General features: G+C 71.1%; 20 protein-coding genes and 4 tRNA genes. 9 read left to right on the forward strand and 15 right to left on the reverse strand.

Annotation, left to right across the window (positions count from 1 at the left end):
- Positions 1-42 precede the first annotated feature (42 nt).
- Positions 43-1,932, forward strand: coding sequence for an HSP90 family protein (locus ACIOHC_RS27805; RefSeq protein WP_401844383.1), 1,890 nt, complete (start codon positions 43-45; stop codon positions 1,930-1,932).
- On the forward strand, positions 1,929-4,877 hold the full coding sequence (locus ACIOHC_RS27810; RefSeq protein ID WP_401844386.1) for a tetratricopeptide repeat protein: 2,949 nt from the start codon (positions 1,929-1,931) through the stop codon (positions 4,875-4,877). The genes ACIOHC_RS27805 and ACIOHC_RS27810 overlap by 4 nt, the downstream gene beginning before the upstream one ends.
- A gap of 18 nt (positions 4,878-4,895) precedes the next feature.
- Here the strand turns inward: ACIOHC_RS27810 and ACIOHC_RS27815 are convergent, their stop codons facing one another.
- Positions 4,896-6,509, reverse strand: coding sequence for a DAK2 domain-containing protein (locus tag ACIOHC_RS27815; protein WP_351074094.1), 1,614 nt, complete (start codon positions 6,507-6,509; stop codon positions 4,896-4,898).
- Between the two features lie 258 nt (positions 6,510-6,767).
- On the opposite strand from ACIOHC_RS27815, the gene rpmB reads away from it, so the two are divergent.
- On the forward strand, positions 6,768-6,953 hold the full coding sequence (gene rpmB / locus ACIOHC_RS27820; RefSeq protein WP_030928661.1) for a 50S ribosomal protein L28: 186 nt from the start codon (positions 6,768-6,770) through the stop codon (positions 6,951-6,953).
- An 83-nt stretch (positions 6,954-7,036) separates the two neighbouring features.
- On the opposite strand, the gene thiD is transcribed toward rpmB, so the two are convergent.
- Positions 7,037-7,843, reverse strand: a complete 807-nt coding sequence (thiD, locus tag ACIOHC_RS27825) for a bifunctional hydroxymethylpyrimidine kinase/phosphomethylpyrimidine kinase (RefSeq protein ID WP_389636666.1) — start codon at positions 7,841-7,843, stop codon at positions 7,037-7,039.
- Positions 7,844-7,853: 10 nt separating this feature from the next.
- Positions 7,854-8,825, reverse strand: a complete 972-nt coding sequence (locus ACIOHC_RS27830; RefSeq protein WP_093545137.1) for a thiamine-phosphate kinase — start codon at positions 8,823-8,825, stop codon at positions 7,854-7,856.
- A 323-nt stretch (positions 8,826-9,148) separates the two neighbouring features.
- Between ACIOHC_RS27830 and ACIOHC_RS27835 the strand changes: the two genes are divergently transcribed.
- Together ACIOHC_RS27835 and ACIOHC_RS27840 are read left to right on the forward strand one after the other, a co-directional pair.
- Positions 9,149-9,382, forward strand: a complete 234-nt coding sequence (locus tag ACIOHC_RS27835) for an Lrp/AsnC family transcriptional regulator (protein ID WP_093899132.1) — start codon at positions 9,149-9,151, stop codon at positions 9,380-9,382.
- Between the two features lie 20 nt (positions 9,383-9,402).
- On the forward strand, positions 9,403-9,891 hold the full coding sequence (locus ACIOHC_RS27840; protein WP_389636667.1) for a DUF3515 domain-containing protein: 489 nt from the start codon (positions 9,403-9,405) through the stop codon (positions 9,889-9,891).
- 49 nt (positions 9,892-9,940) lie between these two features.
- Here the strand turns inward: ACIOHC_RS27840 and ACIOHC_RS27845 are convergent, their stop codons facing one another.
- The 3 genes from ACIOHC_RS27845 to ACIOHC_RS27855 form a co-directional block, all read right to left on the reverse strand.
- On the reverse strand, positions 9,941-11,098 hold the full coding sequence (locus ACIOHC_RS27845; protein WP_401844388.1) for a D-alanine--D-alanine ligase family protein: 1,158 nt from the start codon (positions 11,096-11,098) through the stop codon (positions 9,941-9,943).
- Positions 11,099-11,202: 104 nt separating this feature from the next.
- A complete protein-coding gene (locus ACIOHC_RS27850) occupies positions 11,203-12,213 on the reverse strand; it encodes an NAD(P)H-dependent glycerol-3-phosphate dehydrogenase (RefSeq protein WP_351074091.1) in 1,011 nt (336 codons plus the stop codon).
- On the reverse strand, positions 12,210-12,962 hold the full coding sequence (locus tag ACIOHC_RS27855) for a lysophospholipid acyltransferase family protein (RefSeq protein WP_351074090.1): 753 nt from the start codon (positions 12,960-12,962) through the stop codon (positions 12,210-12,212). The genes ACIOHC_RS27850 and ACIOHC_RS27855 overlap by 4 nt, the downstream gene beginning before the upstream one ends.
- A 155-nt stretch (positions 12,963-13,117) precedes the next feature.
- Between ACIOHC_RS27855 and cofC the strand changes: the two genes are divergently transcribed.
- Together cofC and ACIOHC_RS27865 are read left to right on the forward strand one after the other, a co-directional pair.
- Positions 13,118-13,795 (forward strand): 2-phospho-L-lactate guanylyltransferase, encoded by a 678-nt coding sequence (gene cofC, locus ACIOHC_RS27860; RefSeq protein WP_351074200.1) that lies wholly within the window; start codon positions 13,118-13,120, stop codon positions 13,793-13,795.
- 10 nt (positions 13,796-13,805) lie between these two features.
- The gene (locus tag ACIOHC_RS27865) at positions 13,806-14,009 is read left to right on the forward strand and encodes a hypothetical protein (RefSeq protein ID WP_351074089.1); all 204 of its coding nucleotides are present in this window, start codon (positions 13,806-13,808) and stop codon (positions 14,007-14,009) included.
- 96 nt (positions 14,010-14,105) lie between these two features.
- Here ACIOHC_RS27865 and ACIOHC_RS27870 read toward each other — a convergent pair whose 3' ends face one another.
- The 4 genes from ACIOHC_RS27870 to leuC form a co-directional block, all read right to left on the reverse strand.
- Positions 14,106-14,771 (reverse strand): HU family DNA-binding protein, encoded by a 666-nt coding sequence (locus tag ACIOHC_RS27870; protein ID WP_351074088.1) that lies wholly within the window; start codon positions 14,769-14,771, stop codon positions 14,106-14,108.
- Between the two features lie 143 nt (positions 14,772-14,914).
- Positions 14,915-15,142, reverse strand: coding sequence for a hypothetical protein (locus ACIOHC_RS27875; protein WP_072487271.1), 228 nt, complete (start codon positions 15,140-15,142; stop codon positions 14,915-14,917).
- A gap of 104 nt (positions 15,143-15,246) precedes the next feature.
- Positions 15,247-15,840 carry a 3-isopropylmalate dehydratase small subunit gene (gene leuD, locus ACIOHC_RS27880; protein WP_401844391.1) on the reverse strand — a complete coding sequence of 198 codons (594 nt, stop codon included), beginning with the start codon at positions 15,838-15,840 and terminating at the stop codon, positions 15,247-15,249.
- Between the two features lie 5 nt (positions 15,841-15,845).
- Entirely contained in the window at positions 15,846-17,270 is a 1,425-nt protein-coding gene (gene leuC, locus ACIOHC_RS27885; RefSeq protein ID WP_351074086.1) for a 3-isopropylmalate dehydratase large subunit, read from the reverse strand.
- A gap of 174 nt (positions 17,271-17,444) precedes the next feature.
- Here leuC and ndgR point away from each other — a divergent pair, with 174 nt between their 5' ends.
- Positions 17,445-18,161: an IclR family transcriptional regulator NdgR gene (ndgR, locus tag ACIOHC_RS27890; RefSeq protein ID WP_030928691.1), complete on the forward strand. Its 717-nt coding sequence runs from the start codon at positions 17,445-17,447 to the stop codon at positions 18,159-18,161.
- A 54-nt stretch (positions 18,162-18,215) separates the two neighbouring features.
- On the opposite strand, the gene ACIOHC_RS27895 is transcribed toward ndgR, so the two are convergent.
- Positions 18,216-18,713: a DUF4188 domain-containing protein gene (locus ACIOHC_RS27895; RefSeq protein ID WP_351074085.1), complete on the reverse strand. Its 498-nt coding sequence runs from the start codon at positions 18,711-18,713 to the stop codon at positions 18,216-18,218.
- Positions 18,714-18,805: 92 nt separating this feature from the next.
- Between ACIOHC_RS27895 and ACIOHC_RS27900 the strand changes: the two genes are divergently transcribed.
- Positions 18,806-19,447 (forward strand): MerR family transcriptional regulator, encoded by a 642-nt coding sequence (locus ACIOHC_RS27900; RefSeq protein WP_351074084.1) that lies wholly within the window; start codon positions 18,806-18,808, stop codon positions 19,445-19,447.
- Between the two features lie 59 nt (positions 19,448-19,506).
- On the opposite strand, the gene ACIOHC_RS27905 is transcribed toward ACIOHC_RS27900, so the two are convergent.
- From ACIOHC_RS27905 to ACIOHC_RS27920, 4 genes are all read right to left on the reverse strand, one after another.
- Positions 19,507-19,579, reverse strand: a tRNA-Glu gene (locus ACIOHC_RS27905).
- A 25-nt stretch (positions 19,580-19,604) separates the two neighbouring features.
- A tRNA-Gln gene (locus tag ACIOHC_RS27910) sits at positions 19,605-19,676 on the reverse strand.
- 9 nt (positions 19,677-19,685) lie between these two features.
- A tRNA-Glu gene (locus ACIOHC_RS27915) sits at positions 19,686-19,758 on the reverse strand.
- Positions 19,759-19,818: 60 nt separating this feature from the next.
- A tRNA-Glu gene (locus ACIOHC_RS27920) sits at positions 19,819-19,891 on the reverse strand.
- Between the last annotated feature and the right edge of the window lie 23 nt (positions 19,892-19,914).

Raw genomic sequence — 19,914 nt, forward strand, 5'->3', positions numbered from 1 at the left:
CCGACCCGCGCTGTCGCAAGTCCCCCCACCGGCGCTGCGACGATGACATCTGAGACCTCAGCGAATTCCGCGTCCCCCGAGCATTCCGAATCCTTCTCCGATCGGTCGCCGCACACCTTCCAGGTGGATCTGCGCGGACTGGTCGACCTCCTCTCCCACCATCTCTACTCCTCCCCTCGTGTCTACCTCCGTGAGCTGCTGCAGAACGCCGTGGACGCCATCACGGCCCGCCGCGCCGAGCAGCCGGACGCGCCCGCCCTGGTACGGCTGTACGCGGACGGCGGACGGCTGCGGGTCGAGGACAGCGGGATCGGTCTGACCGAGAGCGATGTGCACAGCCTGCTCGCGACGATCGGCCGCAGTTCCAAACGCGACGGGGGCGAGGGGCTGGCGTCGGCGCGTGCCGAGTTCCTCGGCCAGTTCGGCATCGGCCTGCTGGCCTGCTTCGTCGTGGCGGCGGAGATCCGGGTGATCAGCCGGTCGGCGCGGACACCCGACTCACCGCCCGTGGAGTGGTGCGCCCGCGACGACGGTTCGTACACCGTGCGTACGCTGCCGGACAGCGCCCGTCCGGAGCCCGGCACCACCGTGCATCTGACCGCCCGCCCCGGCAGCGCGGACTGGCTCGCCGAGGAGCGGGTCCTCTCCCTCGCCCGTGACTTCGGCTCGCTCCTGCCCTACGACGTACGGGTCGGCGAGGCGGCCGTCACCGATCTTCCCGCGGCGTGGGACCGGCCGTACCCGACCCCTGCGGCGCGGCGGGTGGCGCTCACGCGCCACTGCCACGACCAGTTCGGTTTCTCGCCGCTCGACGCGATCGACCTGGACCTGCCGCTCGCCGGGATCCGCGGTGTCGCCTATGTCCTTCCGTCCGCCGTCAGCCCGGCGCAGCGCGCGGGCCATCGCGTGCATCTGAAGGGGATGCTGCTGACGGACCGGGCCGACGAGCTGCTGCCCGACTGGGCGTTCTTCGTGCGCTGCGTCCTCGACACGGACAGCCTGCGGCCCACCGCCTCGCGCGAGGCGCTGTACGCGGACGAGACCCTGGCCGCCGTGCGGGAGGCGCTCGGCGACCGGATCGGGGACTGGCTCACCGGGCTCGCCGCGGGTGATCCGGAGCGGCTCGCGGAGTTCCTCTCCGTGCACCACCTGGGGGTGAAGTCGCTCGCCCGGCACGACAGCGCCATGCTGCGCACGATGCTGCCGTGGCTGCCGTTCGAGACGACGGAGGGACGGCTGTCGCTGGAGGAGTTCGCCCGGCGCCACCCGGTGGTGCACTTCACGCGGACCGTGGAGGAGTACCGGCAGGTCGCGCCGATCGCCTCGGCGCAGGGCATCGGGGTGGTCAACGGCGGCTACACGTACGACACGGAGCTGGTCGAGCGGCTGCCTTCGGTCCGTCCCGGGACCACGGTCGCGGAGCTGGACGCCGATACCGTCACCGCTCGTCTGGACTCCGTCGATCCGGCACAGGAGCTGGCGCTCGGCGTCTTCCTGGCCGCGGCCCGCGCCCGGCTGGACCCGCTGGGCTGCGACGTGGCGCTGCGCGCCTTCCATCCGCTGACCGTGCCCGCGCTGCACCTCGACGACCGGGCGGCCCGCCACGAGCAGGCCCGCGCCGAGGCGGAGGGGCAGGCGGACGACCTGTGGGCGGGCATCCTCGGCTCGCTGCGCGGCAGTGCGCCGCGCGCCCGGCTCGTACTCAACCACCTCAACCCACTGGTCCGGCGGATCGGTTCGCTGGACAGCCCGGAGCTGGCCGCGACCGCGACCGAGGCGTTGTACGGGCAGGCGCTGCTGATGGCGCAGCGCCCGCTGCGGCCCGCCGATTCGGCGTTGCTGAACCGGGCGTTCGTCGGCCTGCTGGAGTGGGCCACCCACCCCGCGGTACCGGGGCACTCCCCCACGGACCCCCAGGAGGACGGCCGATGAGCCTCGACAGCACCACGATCCGCCAGGCCCTGCGGGAGAACGACGCGGAACCGGAGGGCCCCGCGCGCAACGCCCGTGCGGAACGGCTGCTCGCCGAGGCCGAGCAGACCGGGGACGCCGCCCTCCTCGTCGAGGCGCTCACCCATCAGCTGCAGGTCTACAACTACAGCTCCGAGAAGGACAAGATGTTCGTGCCCTTCGCGCGGCTGCTGCGCATGTGGGACGAACAGCCCGGAGCCTTCGGCGATTTCATGACCCACCATCTGTTCTGGATGTTCAAGTGGGTCTCCAGCTCCATGGTCGACCAGCCGCACATCCCGCTCGCCGCCATCGAGAAGTGGCAGGGCGAGATGGAGCACCGCTACCGGCTGGCCGGTCACTCCGAGCGGGCCGTGCGCCAGGGCGAGCTGGAGATCGCCCGGCACCTGGGCGACCTGGCGCGGGCCGAGCGGGCCTTTGCGGCCTGGCAGGCGGCCGACCGGGACCGGATGGCCAACTGCCACGCCTGTGAGCTGCACGAACAGGGTGGCTGGCAGGTGCAGCGCGGTCTGGACGCGGAGGCTCTGGAGACCTGGGCGCCGGTGCTGGCCGGTGAGCACACCTGCGCACATGAGCCGCACGCGGTGCTGGCGGCCTCGCTCCTCCCGCTGCTGCGGACGGGGCGCGCGGAGCAGGCGCGCGCCCACCATCTGCGGGGGTACCGGATGGTCCGGTCGATGGAGAGCATGCGGGACTCCGCGGCCCAGCACATCGAGTTCTGCGCCCTGACCGGCAACGAGGCCCGTGCCCTTGAGATCATCGCCGAGCGGCCCGCGTACTTCACCGACAGCGGGAACCCCGGCAGCCTGATGGACTTCCTGGCCGTCACCGCCCTGCTGATGGACCGGCTGACCGCTCTCGGCCACGGCGAGCAGGCCGTACCGGGGCCCGCGGGGACCGATTGGACGGCGCGTTCGCTGGCCGTGCACGCCCGTGCGCGGGCGCTCGCGCTGGCCGCCCGATTCGACGAGCGCAACGGCAACGCGTACATCAGCGGTCTGGTGCGGGAGCGTCTGGACCGGCGGCCGCTGCTGGACCGGCTGCCGCTCGGCGTACGGGCCGCACGCCTCACCGCCACGGCCGGGAAGCCGGACGCGGCCCCGAGCGGGGCGGTGGACGCGCCGCTCGACCTGGCAGGCCTGCTGGCCGAGGCGCACCGCCTCTCGGACGCCCAGCACCCGGACGCGGAGGCCGCCTGGGGAGCCGTCGCCCGCCGCGCCGCCGAGTCGGACGGGGCGGCGGCCGGGCTGTCGGACCACGACCGCGCGTGCGTCGAGGACCACCGGGCGATGGACGGTTCCCTGCCGCCCGCCGAGGCGGTCGCGTCCTTCCGGACCGCCGCGGGACTGTACGAGGCCGCGGGCGACCCGGGCGAGGCCACGGCCGCGGCGGCCAGGGCCGCGTACGCCCGCTCGCTGGAGACCGGTCGCGCGCAGGAGGCGCTGGCCGAGCTCGCATCGCTCCTGGACCGCGCCCTCGCGCTGCACGCCGGGGGCGGGGCCACCGCCCGGCAGGCGAGCACCGTGCTGATGTGCCGGGCCCGCGTTCTCGGCCGGCTGGTGCGCGAGGCCCCGGACGAGGAGTCCGCGGAGGCGGCTGTCGCCGGTCTGGAACACGGTGCGCGGGAACTGCTCGCGTTCACCGAACCGCTGTGCGCGGAGGGTTCGGTCGTCACCCGGTTCACGGAGGCGCTGGATCTTCTCGGCGACGTCGCGAGGTACCGGGGCGATCCGCGGGGCGCGCTGGAGCTGTACGAGCGGGCCGCCGCCGGGGCCCATGCCGCCGGGCTGCCGTGGTACGCCGTCGAGTACGAGGCCAAGACGGCCGCGCTCGCCATCCGGCTCGACGAGCACGAGAGGGCCGAACGCGCCGCACGCGCCGCGCTGGAGCACGGAGCGGCGTTCGTCCCTGCTGCGGGACGGGCCCAGCTGCACCTCGGACTCGCCGAAGTCCTCGGCGCCGCCGGGCAGTTCGACGAGGCGACCGAGCACGCGCTGGACGCCGGGCACTGGGCGGACGAGGCGGGCGAGAGCGCGACGCTCGGGGTCCATGCCCGCCATCGGCTCGGCGGCTGGCTGCTGCGGCTGGGCCGGGCGGCGGAGGCGGCGGCGGTGCTGGAGGCCGTGCTGCCGGACATCACGGCCGAGGAGCACGGGGACGGCATGGTGGTGCAGACGCTGTGGTGGCTCGGTGAGTCCCTGACCGAGCTGCGCGAGCCGCGCGAGGCGGCGGGGCACTGGCTGAAGGCGGCCGACATCGCCCGCCACTGGCCCGAGCAGCACGACCACGCGATGCTCGCCGATCTCGCCGCGGAGGCGCTCTGCCGGGCCGATCTCGATTCCCAGGCGGAGCGGGCCTATGCGCGGGCCGGGGAGCTGTGGCGCGAGCTGGGTGACGTCCCGGCGCTCGTCCGGACGCTGCGGGTGCGGGCCTGGATCGCGATCCGGGAGGGGCAGTCGGGCCCGGACGCGGCACGGGAGTTCATGGCGGCGGCCGAGCGGGAGTGCGAGGCGGCCCTGACGTCCGGACCGGTGGAGGGGGCGCCTCGGTTGCTGGCGGAGCTCGCGGACACCCACCGTCAGACCGGTGAGCTGATCACGCACCTCTGCGAGGGCGAACCGGGCGGGGCACCGGAGTCCGAGGAGGCTCTCGGCCATGTGCACCGGGCGATCGACCGCTTCACGGAGGCCGGCCCCGAGTTCCTCGGACTGCGCACCGCCACCGAGCTGACGGCCGCCTGGCTGGAGGCCGACCTGGGCCACCCGGACGCCGCGCGGACCCGGGCCCGCAGGATCCTTGAGATCTACGGGACCGGGGAGCCCGACGAGACGGGCCGGGAGCGTCGTGCGGAGGCCGAGGCGCTGCTGAGCTACGTGGACGGGAGATCGGGCCCGTCCGGCGGCTGAGGACGTCCGGCCCCGGCCCTACTCCACGCCGATCAGCAGGGGAGCGCGCTGGTGGCCACCCCGGTACACCACCGTGTCGACCGCCAGATAGCCCTCGCGCACGTGCTCCTCCAGTGCGTCGGCCAGGCTGTCGGGGACGTCCTCGCCCAGAACCAGGGTGACCAGTTCGCCGCCCGCCGCCAGCATGCGGTCCAGCACGGCGCGGGCCGTTTCCGGCACGTCCTCGCCGATCACCGCGACATCGCCGTCGATCAGGCCCAGGACGTCGCCGGCCTGGCAGATGCCCGCCATGGTCCACGACTGCCGCTCGGCGACGGCCAGTTCGGCGTAGCGGGTGGCACCGGCGGCGGCGGTCATCGCCACCACGTCCTCGTCGAAGCTGCGGTCGGGTTCGTGGACGGCGAGGGCGGCGATGCCCTGGACGGCGGCCCGGGTCGGGATCAGGGCGACCCTGACTCCCTCCGCGCGGGCCTGTTCGGCGGCGGCGGCCGCAGTGTGGCGCAACTCGGCGTCGTTGGGCAGCAGAACCACTTCGCGGGCGTGCGCCCGGCGGATCGCGTCGACCAGTTCGCCGCTGGCGGGCGGCTCGCCGGGGCGCGCCAGGACCGTCGTCGCGCCGGCCTCCTTGCACAGCCCGCGAAGGCCGTCGCCGGGGACCACCACGACGACCGCGCGCTGCACGGGTTCGGCCTGGGCGTGCACCCGGTCCGCACCGAAGTGGGTGATCCGGATCCGGTACGGCCGCCCCGCCTCGACGCCGGCCTCCACCGCCGCACCCGCGTCGTCGACATGCACATGGACGTTCCACAGCCCGTCGCCGCCCACCACCACGAGCGAGTCGCCGAGCCGGTCGAGCCGGTTCCGCAGCCGGTCCACGGCGTCGTCCGCGGCCTCCAGCAGGTAGATGACCTCGAAGGCCGGTCCGCCCTGCGCGCAGCTCTCCACCATCGCGACCTGGGGCGCGGGCGCGGCCGTGTACATGTGCTCGGGCGCCCTCCCGGAGACCGCTTCGACGAGCGCCCCGAGCACCGTCACCAGGCCACGGCCACCGGCGTCCACGACGCCTGCGCGCCCGAGGACCTCCAGCTGTCCGGGGGTCTCCTCCAGGGCCGCCCGTGCCCCCTCGTACGCCGCCCGTGCGACCTCCGCGGTTCCGGCGTCGTCCGCCGTGCGCCCGGCGGCCTCGGCGGCCGCGGAGGCCACCGTCAGCACGGTGCCCTCGACGGGGTGGGCGACGGCCTGCCGGGCGGCGGCAGCGGCGGCGGTGAGCGCCCGGCGCAGATGGTCCGCGTCGTGCCCGTCGCCCAGCACCCCCGCCATCCCGCGCAGCAGCTGGGCCAGGATCGTGCCGGAGTTGCCGCGGGCGCCGATCAGCGCCCCGTGCGCCATGGCCCGTACCGCGTCGGCGGCGACGGGGGCCGTCGTGCCGGTCTCGTGTGCGGCGAAGACCGCTTCGACGGCCTGGGTCGCGGACTCCACGGTCAGATAGAGGTTCGTGCCGGTGTCCCCGTCCGCGACCGGGTACACATTGATCGCGTCGATCGCCGCGCGCTCCCGGCCCAGCGCCTCCAGGGCCAGTGAGCACCAGGTACGCACCGCGACGGCGTCCATGTCGTCGGCGGTCTGCAGCACCTGTCGGTCCTCCTCGGAATCGGCCGTACGTGGCCGGCTGCACCGCAGAGTAGTCCCCGAGCGCCGGGTCCGGCGGAGACAGGGGCGGGCGGGGGGCGGCGGAACCCATGGTAGTTTCGTTCTACCGACGCGGCCGTTGTATGCTGCTTCGGTTGCCCGACGAGAGTCGGGCCATTCCTCCGGTACCGCCACTTCAGTCAAATGAATCCGGCGCGCCGGAATTCACTGTAAGTGCACCTGAAGTCTTTGGAGTGACCCGTGGCTGCCAACTGCGACGTCTGCGGCAAGGGGCCGGGCTTCGGCAACAACATTTCGCACTCGCACCGCCGTACGTCCCGTCGCTGGAATCCCAACATCCAGCGCGTGCGTGCCGTGGTCGGTCGGACGCCGAAGCGGCTCAACGTCTGCACCTCGTGCATCAAGGCCGGCAAGGTCGCGCGCTGACGTTCCCGTCGTAGCGCAGCCTTCCGGTTGCCCAAAAAGCCGGTCCGCCTCGGTGGACCGGCTTTTTGCTGTGCCCAGCGTGCTCACACGGTGCGCGTTTGCCAGCCGTGGTCGACGGGGCCGATCCCGGCGCCCAGCGGGAAGCCCGCCGCGATCGCCCCGGTGACATAGTCCTTCGCGCCCCGCACCGCTGTCGGTACGTCCTGTCCCAGGGCCAGTCCGCAGGCGATGGCGGAGGCGAGTGTGCAGCCGGTGCCGTGCGTGTGCCGGTTGAGGTGCCGCAGCGCGCGCAACCAGTGCTCCTGCGCGCCGTCCGTCACCAGATCCACGGGTTCGCCGGACAGGTGCCCGCCCTTGATGACGACCCAGCGCGGCCCGAACCCGAGCATCTCGGTGGCGGCCTGTCGCATTCCGGTCTCGTCCGTGACGTTCACACCGGTGAGCTGCGCCACTTCGTCCAGGTTCGGGGTGGCGACCGTGGCGACCGGAAGCAGTTTCGTCCGCACCGAATCGAGTGCCTCGGCGGCCAGCAGCGGGTCCCCGTGCTTGGAGACCCCGACCGGGTCCACGACGACCGGGGCGTCGGTGTCCGCGAGGAGTTCGGCCACGGTCTCCACGAGCGCGGCCGACGACAGCATGCCGGTCTTCACCGCCCGCACACCGATGTCGTCCACCACACTGCGGTACTGGGCGCGTACGGCCTCGACGGGCAACTCCCAGGCGCCCTGCACCCCCAGCGAGTTCTGGGCCGTGACGGCGGTCAGCACGCTCATGCCGTGCACGCCGAGCGCCAGCATCGTCTTCAGATCGGCCTGAATGCCCGCGCCGCCGCCGGAGTCGGATCCGGCGACGGTGAGCACACGGGCGGGTACGGCAGCAGTCGAGGGCATGTGCCTGAATCTACTGGGCGTCCTCGATGTCCCCGAAATGGTCCCAGCCGCTCTTGCTGGTCCAGGGCGCTCCGTCGACCGTCACCTGCGGCAGCGCCGAGGGGTTGAGGACTTCGCCGATCACCTTCCAGCGGGCGGGCAGCTTCACGTCCGGCGGGAAGGTGGCGACGATCGCGTGGTCCTCTCCCCCGGTCAGCACCCACTGCAGCGGATCCACGCCGACGGCCTGTCCGATGTCGGACATCTGCGAGGGGATGTCGATCAGTCCGGAGCGCAGATCGATCCGGACCTTGCTGGCCTCGGCGATGTGCCCGAGGTCGGCGACGAGTCCGTCGCTCACGTCCGTCATCGCGGTGGCGCCGAGCCCGGCGGCCGCGGGGCCCGCGTGGTACGGCGGTTCGGGGCGGCGGTGGGCCTCGACGAAGGCGCGGGGCGAGCGGAAACCGCGGGAGAGCACGGCGTACCCGGCTGCGGACCAGCCGAGCCAGCCGGTGACGGCGACGACGTCGCCGGGCTGGGCACCGGACCTGGTGACCGGTTCGTGGTTGCGCAGATCACCGAGTGCGGTGATCGAGACGGTGATCGTCTCGCCGCGCACCACGTCCCCGCCGACCACGGCCGCGCCGGCGACCTGGCACTCGTCACGGATGCCGTCCATCAGCTCGCCGGCCCAGGTGACCGGGAGTTCGGCGGGGACGACCAGGCCGAGCAGCAGCGCGGTGGGCACGGCGCCCATGGCGGCGATGTCGGCGAGATTCTGGGCGGCGGCCTTGCGGCCGACGTCGTACGCCGTCGACCAGTCGCGGCGGAAGTGCCGTCCCTCCAACAGGATGTCCGTACTGGCCACGACCCTGCGGTCGGGGGCCGACACGACCGCAGCGTCGTCGCCGGGACCGAGCCGTACCGCCGGAGTGGTGGTGAGCCGGGAAGTCAGCTCCCTGATGAGCCCGAACTCCCCCAACTCGCCCACGGTTCCCTTCACCGAGTCTCACCTCTCATCTATCGCGCCGGACGATCGTCCGGGCTGCTTCAGCGACCGGGGGTCCGGATCGTGGACCGGCCGCCGTCGCAGGGAGCAGTCTGCACCGGTTCTCATCGGCATGCCCGCCCCCCGTTCGCACCGCTGCGTCCACGGTCGCGGGCCGTCGCTGCTGTCGGTACTGTCAAGAGATACGTCAACCTGTGTCTCGCGTACGCCACGCTGTGGACGTCAACCGGCCCGTAGGTCTCCCCGCGGCCCGCGGCAACGCGATACCGTGGCGTCCCTTTCCCCCACATGATCCTCGTGGCCGCCCTGGAGGTTCCGTGGTACAGGCGTACATCCTTATTCAGACCGAGGTGGGCAAGGCGTCGACCGTCGCCGAGACCATCGCCAAAGTTCCGGGAGTGATCCAGGCAGAGGACGTCACCGGCCCCTACGACGTGATCGTGCGTGCCCAGGCCGACACGGTCGATGAACTCGGCCGCATGGTGGTCGCCAAGGTCCAGCAGGTGGAAGGCATCACCCGAACCCTGACCTGCCCGGTCGTTCATCTGTAGTCCCCGTCTACGCTGGGCCGGTGACATCACTGCGCCGCCGGTTCGGCCACCCACTGTTTCTCGGTCCGTCCGTTGCCGCGCTGCTGCTGGCCGCGGCGGGCTGCTCCTCGACGGACGCCACGGCGTCGGTCACGGTTCCCACTCCGTCTCCGGAAGCCGCAGCCTACTGTCGTGCGCTGCACAAGGAACTGCCGAGGACCGTTGCCGGTCTCGACCGTGGTGACACCGGGACGAAGTCCGAACTGACCGCCGAGTGGGGGGACGGAGCGATCGTACTGCGCTGCGGCGTCCCCCGGCCCGCGAAGATGGACGACCCGATGGCGAAGGGGACCGAGGCGGACGGCGTCAACTGGCTGCTGGAGCAGCCGCAGGACGCCGGCCCGCGCTTCACGACGACCTATCGCAAGGCGTACGTCGAGGTGAGCCTCTCGACGGCGTACGCCCATGACGCGAGCCCGTTGGCCGCGTTCGCCCCTGCCGTCAAGAAGACGGTGCCCAGCAGCCCGTAGGGCGTGCACCCCCGCGTCGCGAGTGCACGCCCTACGGTGCGAAGCCGTCTCAGCGCAGGCCGGTCGGCCGGTTCAAGGCGGCCTGGATGAGCCGGTCCACCAGCTCCTGGTAGCTCACGCCGCTCTCCTGCCACATCCGCGGATACATGGAGATCGGGGTGAAGCCCGGCAGCGTGTTGATCTCGTTGATCACGAAGCCGCCGTCCTCGGTGAGGAAGAAGTCGGCGCGCACCAGGCCCTCGCAGGACGCGGCCTCGAAGGCCTCGACCGCGAGGCGCTGGACCTCCGCCGTCTGCTCCTCGGTGAGCGGGGCGGGCAGGATCCCGGCGGCCGAGTCGATGTACTTGGCCTCGAAGTCGTAGAAGTCGTGCGAGGTGACCGGCGGGATCTCGGCGGGCACGCTGGCGCGCGGGCCCTCCTCGAACTCCAGCACCCCGCACTCGATCTCGCGGCCCCGCAGCAGCGACTCGACCAGGAACTTGGGGTCGTGGCGGCGGGCTTCCTCGATCGCCTCGTCGAGACCGGACAGGTCGTCGACCTTGGTGATGCCGAAGGACGAACCGGCTCGGGCGGGCTTGACGAAGAGCGGCCAGCCGTGGTCGCCGGCGAAGTCCACGATGCGCTTGCGGGCACCGGAGGGGTCCGTGTCCCATTCGCGGGGGCGTACCACGAGGTACGGGCCGACCGGCAGCCCGAACGAGGTGAAGACCCGCTTCATGTACTCCTTGTCCTGGCCGACCGCCGAGGCGAGCACCCCGGCGCCGACGTACGGCACGCCCGAGAGCTCCAGGAGTCCCTGGAGGGTGCCGTCCTCGCCGTAGGGGCCGTGCAGCACGGGGAAGACGACGTCGACCTCGCCCAGCGCCTTGGGGACCGAGCCGGGCTCGCTGTACACCACTTCGCGGCTGCCGGGGTCGGCCGAGAGCACCACACTGCCCTCGGCGGACTCGGCCAGTTGGGCCACGTCCGGCATCTGCCGGTCCTTGATGGCCATGCGTTCGGGTTCGTCGGCGGTGAGCGCCCAGCGGCCGTCCGTCGTGATGCCGATCGGCAGGACGTCGTACTTGGTCCGGTCGATGGCGTTCAGGACGGCGCCGGCCGTGACGACCGAGATGCCGTGTTCGGAGCTGCGGCCGCCGAACACGACGGCCACGCGCGGCTTGCGGAGCTGCTGCTCCGGGCTCTGGGGGAGGTTCTCGCTGCTCATATCGCGTTGAGCGTACCTGCTGGTACCCCTCGCGTCAGCGTGGCCGGGGCCGCTGGAGCGGCGTCCGCGAACGTTCACCGCCCTGCGCACCCCCGTGTCTGTCGTCAGCGCCGCTCGGGCTTCGCGCTGCGCGACATCAGCTCGCTCAGCGCGACCATCGGCGGCTTGCCCTCGTGGACGATGCCGACGACCGTCTCGGTGATGGGCATGTCGACGCCGTGCCTGCGGGCCAGATCGAGCACCGATTCACAGGACTTGACGCCCTCCGCGGTCTGCTTGGTGACCGCGATAGTCTCCTGGAGCGTCATGCCGCGGCCGAGGTTGGTGCCGAAGGTGTGGTTGCGCGAGAGCGGCGAGGAGCAGGTGGCCACCAGGTCGCCGAGGCCCGCGAGTCCGGAGAAGGTGAGCGGGTCGGCGCCCATGGCGAGGCCGAGTCGGGTCGTCTCCGCGAGGCCCCGGGTGATGAGCGAGCCCTTGGCGTTGTCGCCGAGGCCCATGCCGTCGGCGATGCCCACGGCGAGGCCGATGACGTTCTTGACCGCGCCGCCGAGTTCGCAGCCGACCACATCGGTGTTGGTGTACGGGCGGAAGTACGAGGTGTGGCAGGCGGTCTGGAGACGCTGGGCCACGGACTCGTCCTGGCAGGCGACGACGGCCGCGGCGGGGCGGCGTTCGGCGATCTCCTTGGCCAGATTGGGGCCGGTGATGACGGCGATGCGGTCCGCGGAGACCTTGGTGACGTCCTCGATGACCTCGCTCATCCGCTTCGCGGTGCCGAGTTCGACGCCCTTCATCATCGAGACGAGGACGGTGTCGGAGCCGATGTGCGGGGCCCAGTCGGCGAGGTTGGCGCGCAGCGTCTGCGAGGGCACCACGAGGACGGCGAAGTCGGCGCCGTCCAGCGCCCGAGCGGCGTCGGTGGTGGCCCGGACCGACGCGGGGAGTTCGATGCCCGGCAGGTAGTACGGGTTGGTACGGGTCGTGTTGACGGCCTCGGCGACCTCGGCGCGGCGGCCCCAGAGGGTGACCTCGCAGCCGGCGTCGGCGAGAACCACGCCGAAGGCCGTACCCCATGAGCCGGTTCCGAAGACGGCCGCCTTTGCGGGGTGCGTCACTTGGGTCCCTTCCCTTCGGCCTTGCGCCGCTGTTCTGCACGGGCCTTGCGGTGGTCGTACGGCTCCGCGGGGGCCGGTTCGCCCCGTACGATCTCCAGCTGCGCGGTCACCGCGGCCATGATGACCTCGGTCGCCTCGCGCAGGATGTCGGGCGTCGGTTCCTTGTCGTAGAACCGGGAGAGGTCGACGGGCGGTCCGGCCTGCACCTGGAGGGTCTTGCGGGGGAAGAGCCGGAGCTTGTTCTCCTTGGCGTACGGCGGCATCACCAGGTTGGCGCCCCACTGGGCGACCGGGATGACCGGCGCCTTCGTCATCAACGCGACGCGGGCGGCGCCGGTCTTGCCGGCCATCGGCCACATGTCGGGGTCGCGGGTGAGGGTGCCCTCGGGGTAGAAGGCGACGCACTCGCCGCGCTCGATGGCGCCCACGGCGGCCCGGAAGGCGTCCAGCGCGTTGGTCGTCTCGCGGTACACGGGGATCTGTCCGGTGCCGCGCAGCATCATTCCGACAAAGGGGGTCTTGAAGAGGCCCGCCTTGGCGAGAAGCCGGGGCACCCGTCCGGTGTTGTACTGGAAGTGACCGTAGGAGAGCGGGTCCAGATACGAGTTGTGATTGACCGCAGTAATGAATCCGCCGTCGGTCGGAATGTGCTCCATTCCCCGCCAGTCACGCTTGAACAGAACCACCAACGGCGGTTTTGCGATGACCGCCGCCAGGCGGTACCAGAAGCCGATTCTGCGGCGGGACACTCGGACACCTTCCTCTAAGGACCTGAACTCTGCCTGGCTACCGACGGTCAAGTCTCGCCCCAGGCCCCTGCTCTGTCGAGAACACCGTACGCCCCGCTTTCGGGACCGACCCTCCGGGTTCTCGCACCGGCAGGCGAGAATAGGCGGCGAAGCGCATCGAGGGGGAGAACGCCACGAACACCGCCCCGGCCGGTCCCTGGACCCTGGTCGTCCCGTTGAAGCCCTTGGCACGGGCCAAGAGCAGGCTCGCGCCGGTGGCGGGCGCCGCGCTGCGCCCGCGTCTCGCCCTCGCGTTCGCCCGGGACACCGTGACCGCCGCCCTGTCCTGCCGGGCGGTACGGGATGTGGTGGTCGTCACGGACGACGCGGAGGCCGGGGCGGCTCTCGCGGCCCTCGGGGCGCGCGTCGTGCCCGACGAACCGGACAGCGGCCTCAACGCGGCCCTGGCACACGGTGAGCGGACCGTACGGGCCCAGCGGCCCGGGGCCGCCCTCGCCGCCCTCAACGCGGATCTGCCCGCGTTGCGCCCCGCGGAATTGGCCCGGGTACTCGATTATTCCGCCGCATTTCCCCGCGCATTTGTCACCGACGCGGCAGGAATCGGAACAACATTTCTGTCGGCTGCGCCGGGCGTGGAATTGCGCCCGACTTTCGGTGGTTCCTCCCGGGCCCGGCATCTGGACTCCGGCGCGGTGGAAATCGTCCTGGCCGGAATCGATTCGGTCCGCCAGGACGTGGACACCGGCGACGACCTGCGGGCGGCACTGGCCCTCGGCGTGGGCCCGCACACGGCGGGACGCTGGGCCGCAGGGGTCTCCTCACCGGACCGATAGGCTGCCGTTCATGCAGGCGACCTCGTACACGTACGACCCCGAGACCCGCACCGGCAGTGTGCTGCTCGACGACGGCACCCCGGTGGAATTCGACGCCCGCGCCTTCGACGCCGGCGGTCTGCGGCTGCTGCGGCCGGGGCAGCGGGTGCGGATCGAGGGCGTCGGCGAGGGTGCGGACCTGCGGATCACCCTCGTGACCCTGCAGACGTTCTGAACGGCGGCGCACGCCCTGCCCGGAACAGCCCGCGGGCCGGGCTCCCCGAGGGGAGCCCGGCCCGGCGCGGTGTGAGCGGCCCTGCGCTGCTCGGCCTCACTTCTTCCGTGCAGTGGCCTTCTTCGCCGTGGTCTTGCGCGCCGTGGTCTTCTTCGCGGGCGCCTTCTTCGCCGTGGCCTTCTTGGCGGGCGCGGTCTTGCTGGCGACGGCCTTCTTCGCGGCCGTCGTCTTCTTCGCCGCCGCCGCCGTGGTCTTCTTCGCCGCCGCCGTGGTCTTCTTGGCCGCCGCGGTGGTCTTCTTCGCGGTGGTCTTCTTGGCGGCGGTGGTCTTCGCCGCGGTCACGGCCTTCTTGGCGGTGACCTTCTTCGCCACGGCCTTCTTCGCGGCGGCCTTCTTGGCCGCGGCCTTGGTCGTCGCACGGGCGACACCGCCCGAGAGGCTGCCCTTGGGCGCCTTCTTCACGGCCACATCGTGCTTGGGGAGCTTCTTGGAGCCGCTCACCAGGTCCTTGAAGCCCTGTCCCGCACGGAAACGGGGCACCGAGGTCTTCTTGACCCGCACCCGCTCACCCGTCTGCGGGTTGCGGGCGTAACGGGCGGGGCGGTCGACCTTCTCGAACGAGCCGAAGCCGGTGACCGAGACACGGTCCCCCGCGACAACCGCACGGACGATCGCGTCGAGCACCGCGTCGACGGCGTCCGCGGCCTGCTGACGGCCGCCAACCTTGTCGGCAATCGCTTCTACGAGCTGCGCCTTGTTCACGTCTTCCCCTTCGGAGACATTGCCAGAACGAAAGTGTTCAAGCGTTTTCGCACGTTAGGCAGATATATACCGCAAATCAAACACGAAACGGGCTAATCACCCTAGTGCCGCAACGAAGTCGACCGCTGCACAGTTCCGCAGAGTCAGTCACCTTCGGGGAATCGGCCCTCATCGAGGTCCTTCATCAACCGGTCCAGACGCCTTGCCGCATCCGGGAGATCGTGCTTAGCCGCGGCCGTGATGACCAACAGCTTCCGGGACAGCGCCATCCTTACGCCCTCCGGGACTTGCAGTGCACGCACTCTTGTGTGCGCTTCCTTCAATCGGTCGGCGACTTGGCCGTAAAGCTTGAGTTGGCTGTCGCGTTCCATGCACCGATTGTGCCATCTGGGGCGAGTTGTCGCCCGACGGGGTCTCAACAAGCGACTGCGCCCCCTACCAGAAGGCAGGGGGCGCAGTCCTGGAAACGCGCTGCTCAGGCGTTAATTGTACGCGGCTTGAAGGTCGGCCTTGCCACCTCATAAGTCGCGATGTCCGCTTCGTTCTGAAGGGTGAGGCTGATGTCGTCCAGCCCGTTCAGCAGTCGCCAGCGGGCGTTCTCGTCGAGCTCGAAGTCGGCGGTGATGCTCTCGGCACGGACCTGGCGAGCCTCCAGGTCGACGGTGATCCCGGCCGTCGGGTCGGCCTCGGTCAGCTCCCAGAGCGCGTCGACGACCTTCTGGTCGAGCACGACGGTCAACAGCCCGTTCTTCAGCGAGTTGCCGCGGAAGATGTCGGCGAACCGGGAGGAGATGACGGCCTTGAAACCGTAGTTCTGCAGCGCCCACACGGCGTGTTCGCGGGACGAGCCGGTGCCGAAGTCGGGGCCGGCCACCAGCACCGTGGCGCCGCTGCGCTCGGGGCGGTTGAGGACGAAGTCCCCGTCCTTGCGCCAGGCCTCGAAGAGGCCGTCCTCGAAGCCGTCGCGGGTGACCTTCTTCAGCCAGTGGGCGGGGATGATCTGGTCGGTGTCGACGTTGCTGCGACGCAGCGGGACGGCCCGGCCGGTGTGTGTGGTGAAAGCTTCCATGATTCTCAGACTCCGGCGGGCGTACGGACGTCGGACAGGTCGGCCGGCGAGGCCAGGTGGCCCAGCACGGCGGTGGCGGCGGCGACCTGCGGGGAGACCAGGTGCGTACGGCCGCCCTTGCCCTGCCGGCCCTCGAAGTTGCGGTTCGAGGTGGAGGCGGAGCGCTCGCCGGGGGCCAGCTGATCGGGGTTCATGCCGAGACACATCGAGCAGCCCGCGTGCCGCCACTCGGCGCCCGCGGCGGTGAAGACCTTGTCCAGGCCCTCCTCGACGGCCTGCAGAGCGACCCGGACGGAGCCCGGGACGACCAGCATCCGTACGCCGTCGGCGACTTTGCGGCCGTCCAGGATCGCGGCCGCGTTACGCAGGTCCTCGATGCGGCCGTTGGTGCAGGAGCCTACGAAGACGGTGTCCACGTTGATCTCGCGCAGCGGCTGTCCGGCGGTCAACCCCATGTACTCCAGGGCCTTTTCGGCGGCGTTGCGCTCCGAGGCGTCCTCGTACGAAGCCGGGTCGGGGACGTTCGCCGACAGGGGTGCGCCCTGGCCGGGGTTGGTGCCCCAGGTGACGAACGGCGCGAGTTCGGCGGCGTCGATGACGACCTCGGCGTCGAAGACCGCGTCGTCGTCGGTGCGCAGCGTCTTCCAGTACGCGACGGCGGCGTCCCAGTCCTCGCCCCGCGGGGCGTGGTCGCGGCCCTCGAGGTAGTCGAAGGTGGTCTCGTCCGGGGCGATCATGCCCGCTCGGGCGCCGGCCTCGATCGACATGTTGCAGATGGTCATCCGGGCTTCCATCGAGAGCTTCTCGATGGCCGAGCCGCGGTATTCGAGGATGTAGCCCTGGCCGCCGCCGGTACCGATGCGAGCGATGATCGCCAGGATCAGGTCCTTGGCCGTGACGCCGTCGGGCAGTTCGCCGTCGATGGTGATCGCCATGGTCTTCGGGCGGGCCATCGGCAGGGTCTGGGTGGCCAGGACGTGCTCGACCTGGCTGGTGCCGATGCCGAACGCCAGGGCACCGAAGGCACCGTGCGTGGAGGTGTGGGAGTCGCCGCAGACCACCGTGGTGCCGGGCTGGGTCAGACCCAGTTGCGGGCCGACCACGTGCACGACGCCCTGCTCGACGTCGCCCAGCGGGTGCAGCCGCACACCGAACTCCGCACAGTTCTTGCGCAGGGTCTCCAACTGGGCGCGGGAGACCGGGTCGGCGATCGGCTTGTCGATGTCGAGGGTCGGGGTGTTGTGATCCTCGGTGGCGATGGTGAGGTCGAGGCGCCGGACCCGGCGTCCGGCCTGCCGGAGGCCGTCGAAGGCCTGGGGGCTGGTCACCTCGTGCAGCAGGTGCAGATCGATGAAGAGGAGGTCGGGCTCACCTTCGGCGCGCCGGACGACATGGTCGTCCCAGACCTTCTCCGCGAGTGTCCTACCCATCGCTTTCCCTCCGGCCGGCGTCTTCGCCGGCCCAACTAGAGATTCGGTGCGCCGCCGTCCGGACCCCCGTGCGGGGCGGTGGCTACGGGCCGTTGTGTGGCCGCCCGTACAGGTTCGCAACTTCCGCCGAAAATTGAACTTGCGTTTCACAGAGTGAGACGGGAGTATCGTCGTATGGACAACTCTAGCGGCGTCGGCGTTCTCGACAAGGCAGCTCTGGTATTGAGCGCCCTGGAGTCCGGTCCGGCCACCCTCGCCGGGCTGGTCGCGGCGACCGGGCTCGCACGACCCACGGCCCATCGGCTGGCCGTGGCACTGGAACACCACCGCATGGTGGCGAGGGACATGCAGGGGCGTTTCATTCTCGGCCCCCGGCTGGCGGAACTCGCGGCGGCGGCGGGCGAGGACCGCCTGCTGGCCACGGCGGGACCGGTGCTCACCCACCTGCGCGACATCACGGGCGAGAGCGCGCAGCTCTACCGGCGCCAGGGCGACATGCGGATCTGCGTGGCGGCGGCGGAGCGGCTGTCCGGCCTGCGGGACACCGTGCCGGTCGGCTCCACGCTCACGATGAAGGCCGGCTCCTCGGCCCAGATCCTGATGGCCTGGGAGGAGCCGGAGCGGCTGCACCGCGGCCTCCAGGGCGCCCGCTTCACGGCGACGGCGCTCTCGGGCGTGCGGCGCCGGGGCTGGGCCCAGTCGATCGGCGAGCGCGAGCCGGGTGTGGCCTCGGTCTCGGCACCGGTGCGCGGCCCCTCGAACCGGGTGGTCGCCGCCGTCTCGGTCTCCGGACCGATCGAGCGACTGACCCGGCACCCGGGCCGGATGCACGCCCAGGCGGTCATCGACTCGGCCGCCCGGCTCAGCGAGGCCCTGCGCCGCAACGGCTGACGTCCCCGTACACCTCCTGGCCGCCCCAGCGTCGTGGCGGCCCCTGCCAGAACCTCACTCCGCGGACGAACGGTGCGCGAGCCGGTCCGCCGCCCGTCGGCCGCGCCTCTCGATGGGCAGCACGCCGGTGGCCGCGGCGAGTCCGTGGGCCGGCATGTCGGCGTAGATCGATTCGTAACCGCCCTCGGGCACCACGTACGTCTCGTGCCACAGCCCCACATGCCGCCTGGACTTCTTCTCCTTGCGGTTGATCATCGCCCACGCCTTGCGGTGGAACATGTCGGGAGCGCTCGCGTACGCGTACAGCTTCTCCTTCGACTCCCAGTACTGGACGACGTAGTACGTCCTGGGCGAGCCGGACAGCAGCGTGTAGCCGAGCAGCCCGCGACTCCTGTCCCGGCTCAACTCCCGCAGCATGCGCGGCATCGCCGCGAAGACGGGCAGCCAGTGGTGCACTCCCCGGAAGTGGTTGATGCGCATCCCGATGAGCAGGACGACCGCGTCCCCCTCGGCTGCCGCAGTCATCCGCCCCGGTATCGGCTTCGCGAACATGTCATGCTCCCTGATCCTTGTTGGAGAGTTCCACTATCCAATGGTTGGATAGTGGCACTGCCCAAGAGGTGGCGCAAGGGAAGGCACGGCACATGCGGCTCTCGGAACTGAGCGAGAAGAGCGGCGTCAAGACCGCGACGATCAAGTACTACCTGCGCGAGGGGCTGCTGCGCCCAGGCCTCCGGGTCAGCGCGACGCAGGCCGAGTACGACGAGAGCCATCTGCGGCGGCTGCGTCTGGTGCGGGCCCTGATCCAGGTGGGCCGTCTTCCCGTGGCCACGGCCCGCGAGGTCCTCTCCCATGTCGACGACGAGTCCCTGGGCCGGACGATCCGGCTGGGCGCCGCACTGTGGTCCCTCCCTCACGGCCCGGACCCGGACGAGGAGGCACCGGAGACGGCGGCGGCCCGCGAGGAGGTCGAACGGCTCCTGGACCGGCTGGGCTGGGCGACCTCCCAGGAGCTGGGCTCTCTGTCCCCCGCCCATCGCGCGCTCGTGTCCTCGGTGGCCACCCTCATCCGCCTCGGCTATCCCTGCGATGTCGAGTACCTGACCGGGCAGGCGCGGCTCATGCACCAAGTGGCCGTCCAGGACCTGGACATGATGGAGACACACCCCACGGAGGCGGAGCAGGTGGAGACGGCGGTCGCCTCGGCCGTGCTCTACGAACCGTTGCTGATGTCGCTGCGCAGAATGGCCCAGGAGGAGGAGTCGGCCCGGCGGTACGGGATCTGAGGGAGCGACAGAGAAGGACCCCTCACCGGAGTGAAGGGCCCTTCTCTGTCGTTCTGTTGTACCCCCGACCGGATTCGAACCGGCGCTACTGCCGTGAGAGGGCAGCGTGCTAGGCCGCTACACAACGGGGGCATGTACTGCTCTTGCATTTTCTGCGCTGGGCTACCAGGACTCGAACCTAGAATGACGGTACCAGAAACCGTAGTGTTGCCAATTACACCATAGCCCAAAGTGAAAGTACCCCCGACCGGATTCGAACCGGCGCTACTGCCGTGAGAGGGCAGCGTGCTAGGCCGCTACACAACGGGGGCCCTAGCGATCCTGCATCGAGATCGTGGGTGCGACCCAGATGATCTCGCGGGAAGGATCTGTACCCCCGACCGGATTCGAACCGGCGCTACTGCCGTGAGAGGGCAGCGTGCTAGGCCGCTACACAACGGGGGCGTGTTTTACAGATGAAGCTCTGC

It is taken from the genome of Streptomyces sp. NPDC088252, assembly GCF_044740965.1.
GTDB lineage: Bacteria > Actinomycetota > Actinomycetes > Streptomycetales > Streptomycetaceae > Streptomyces.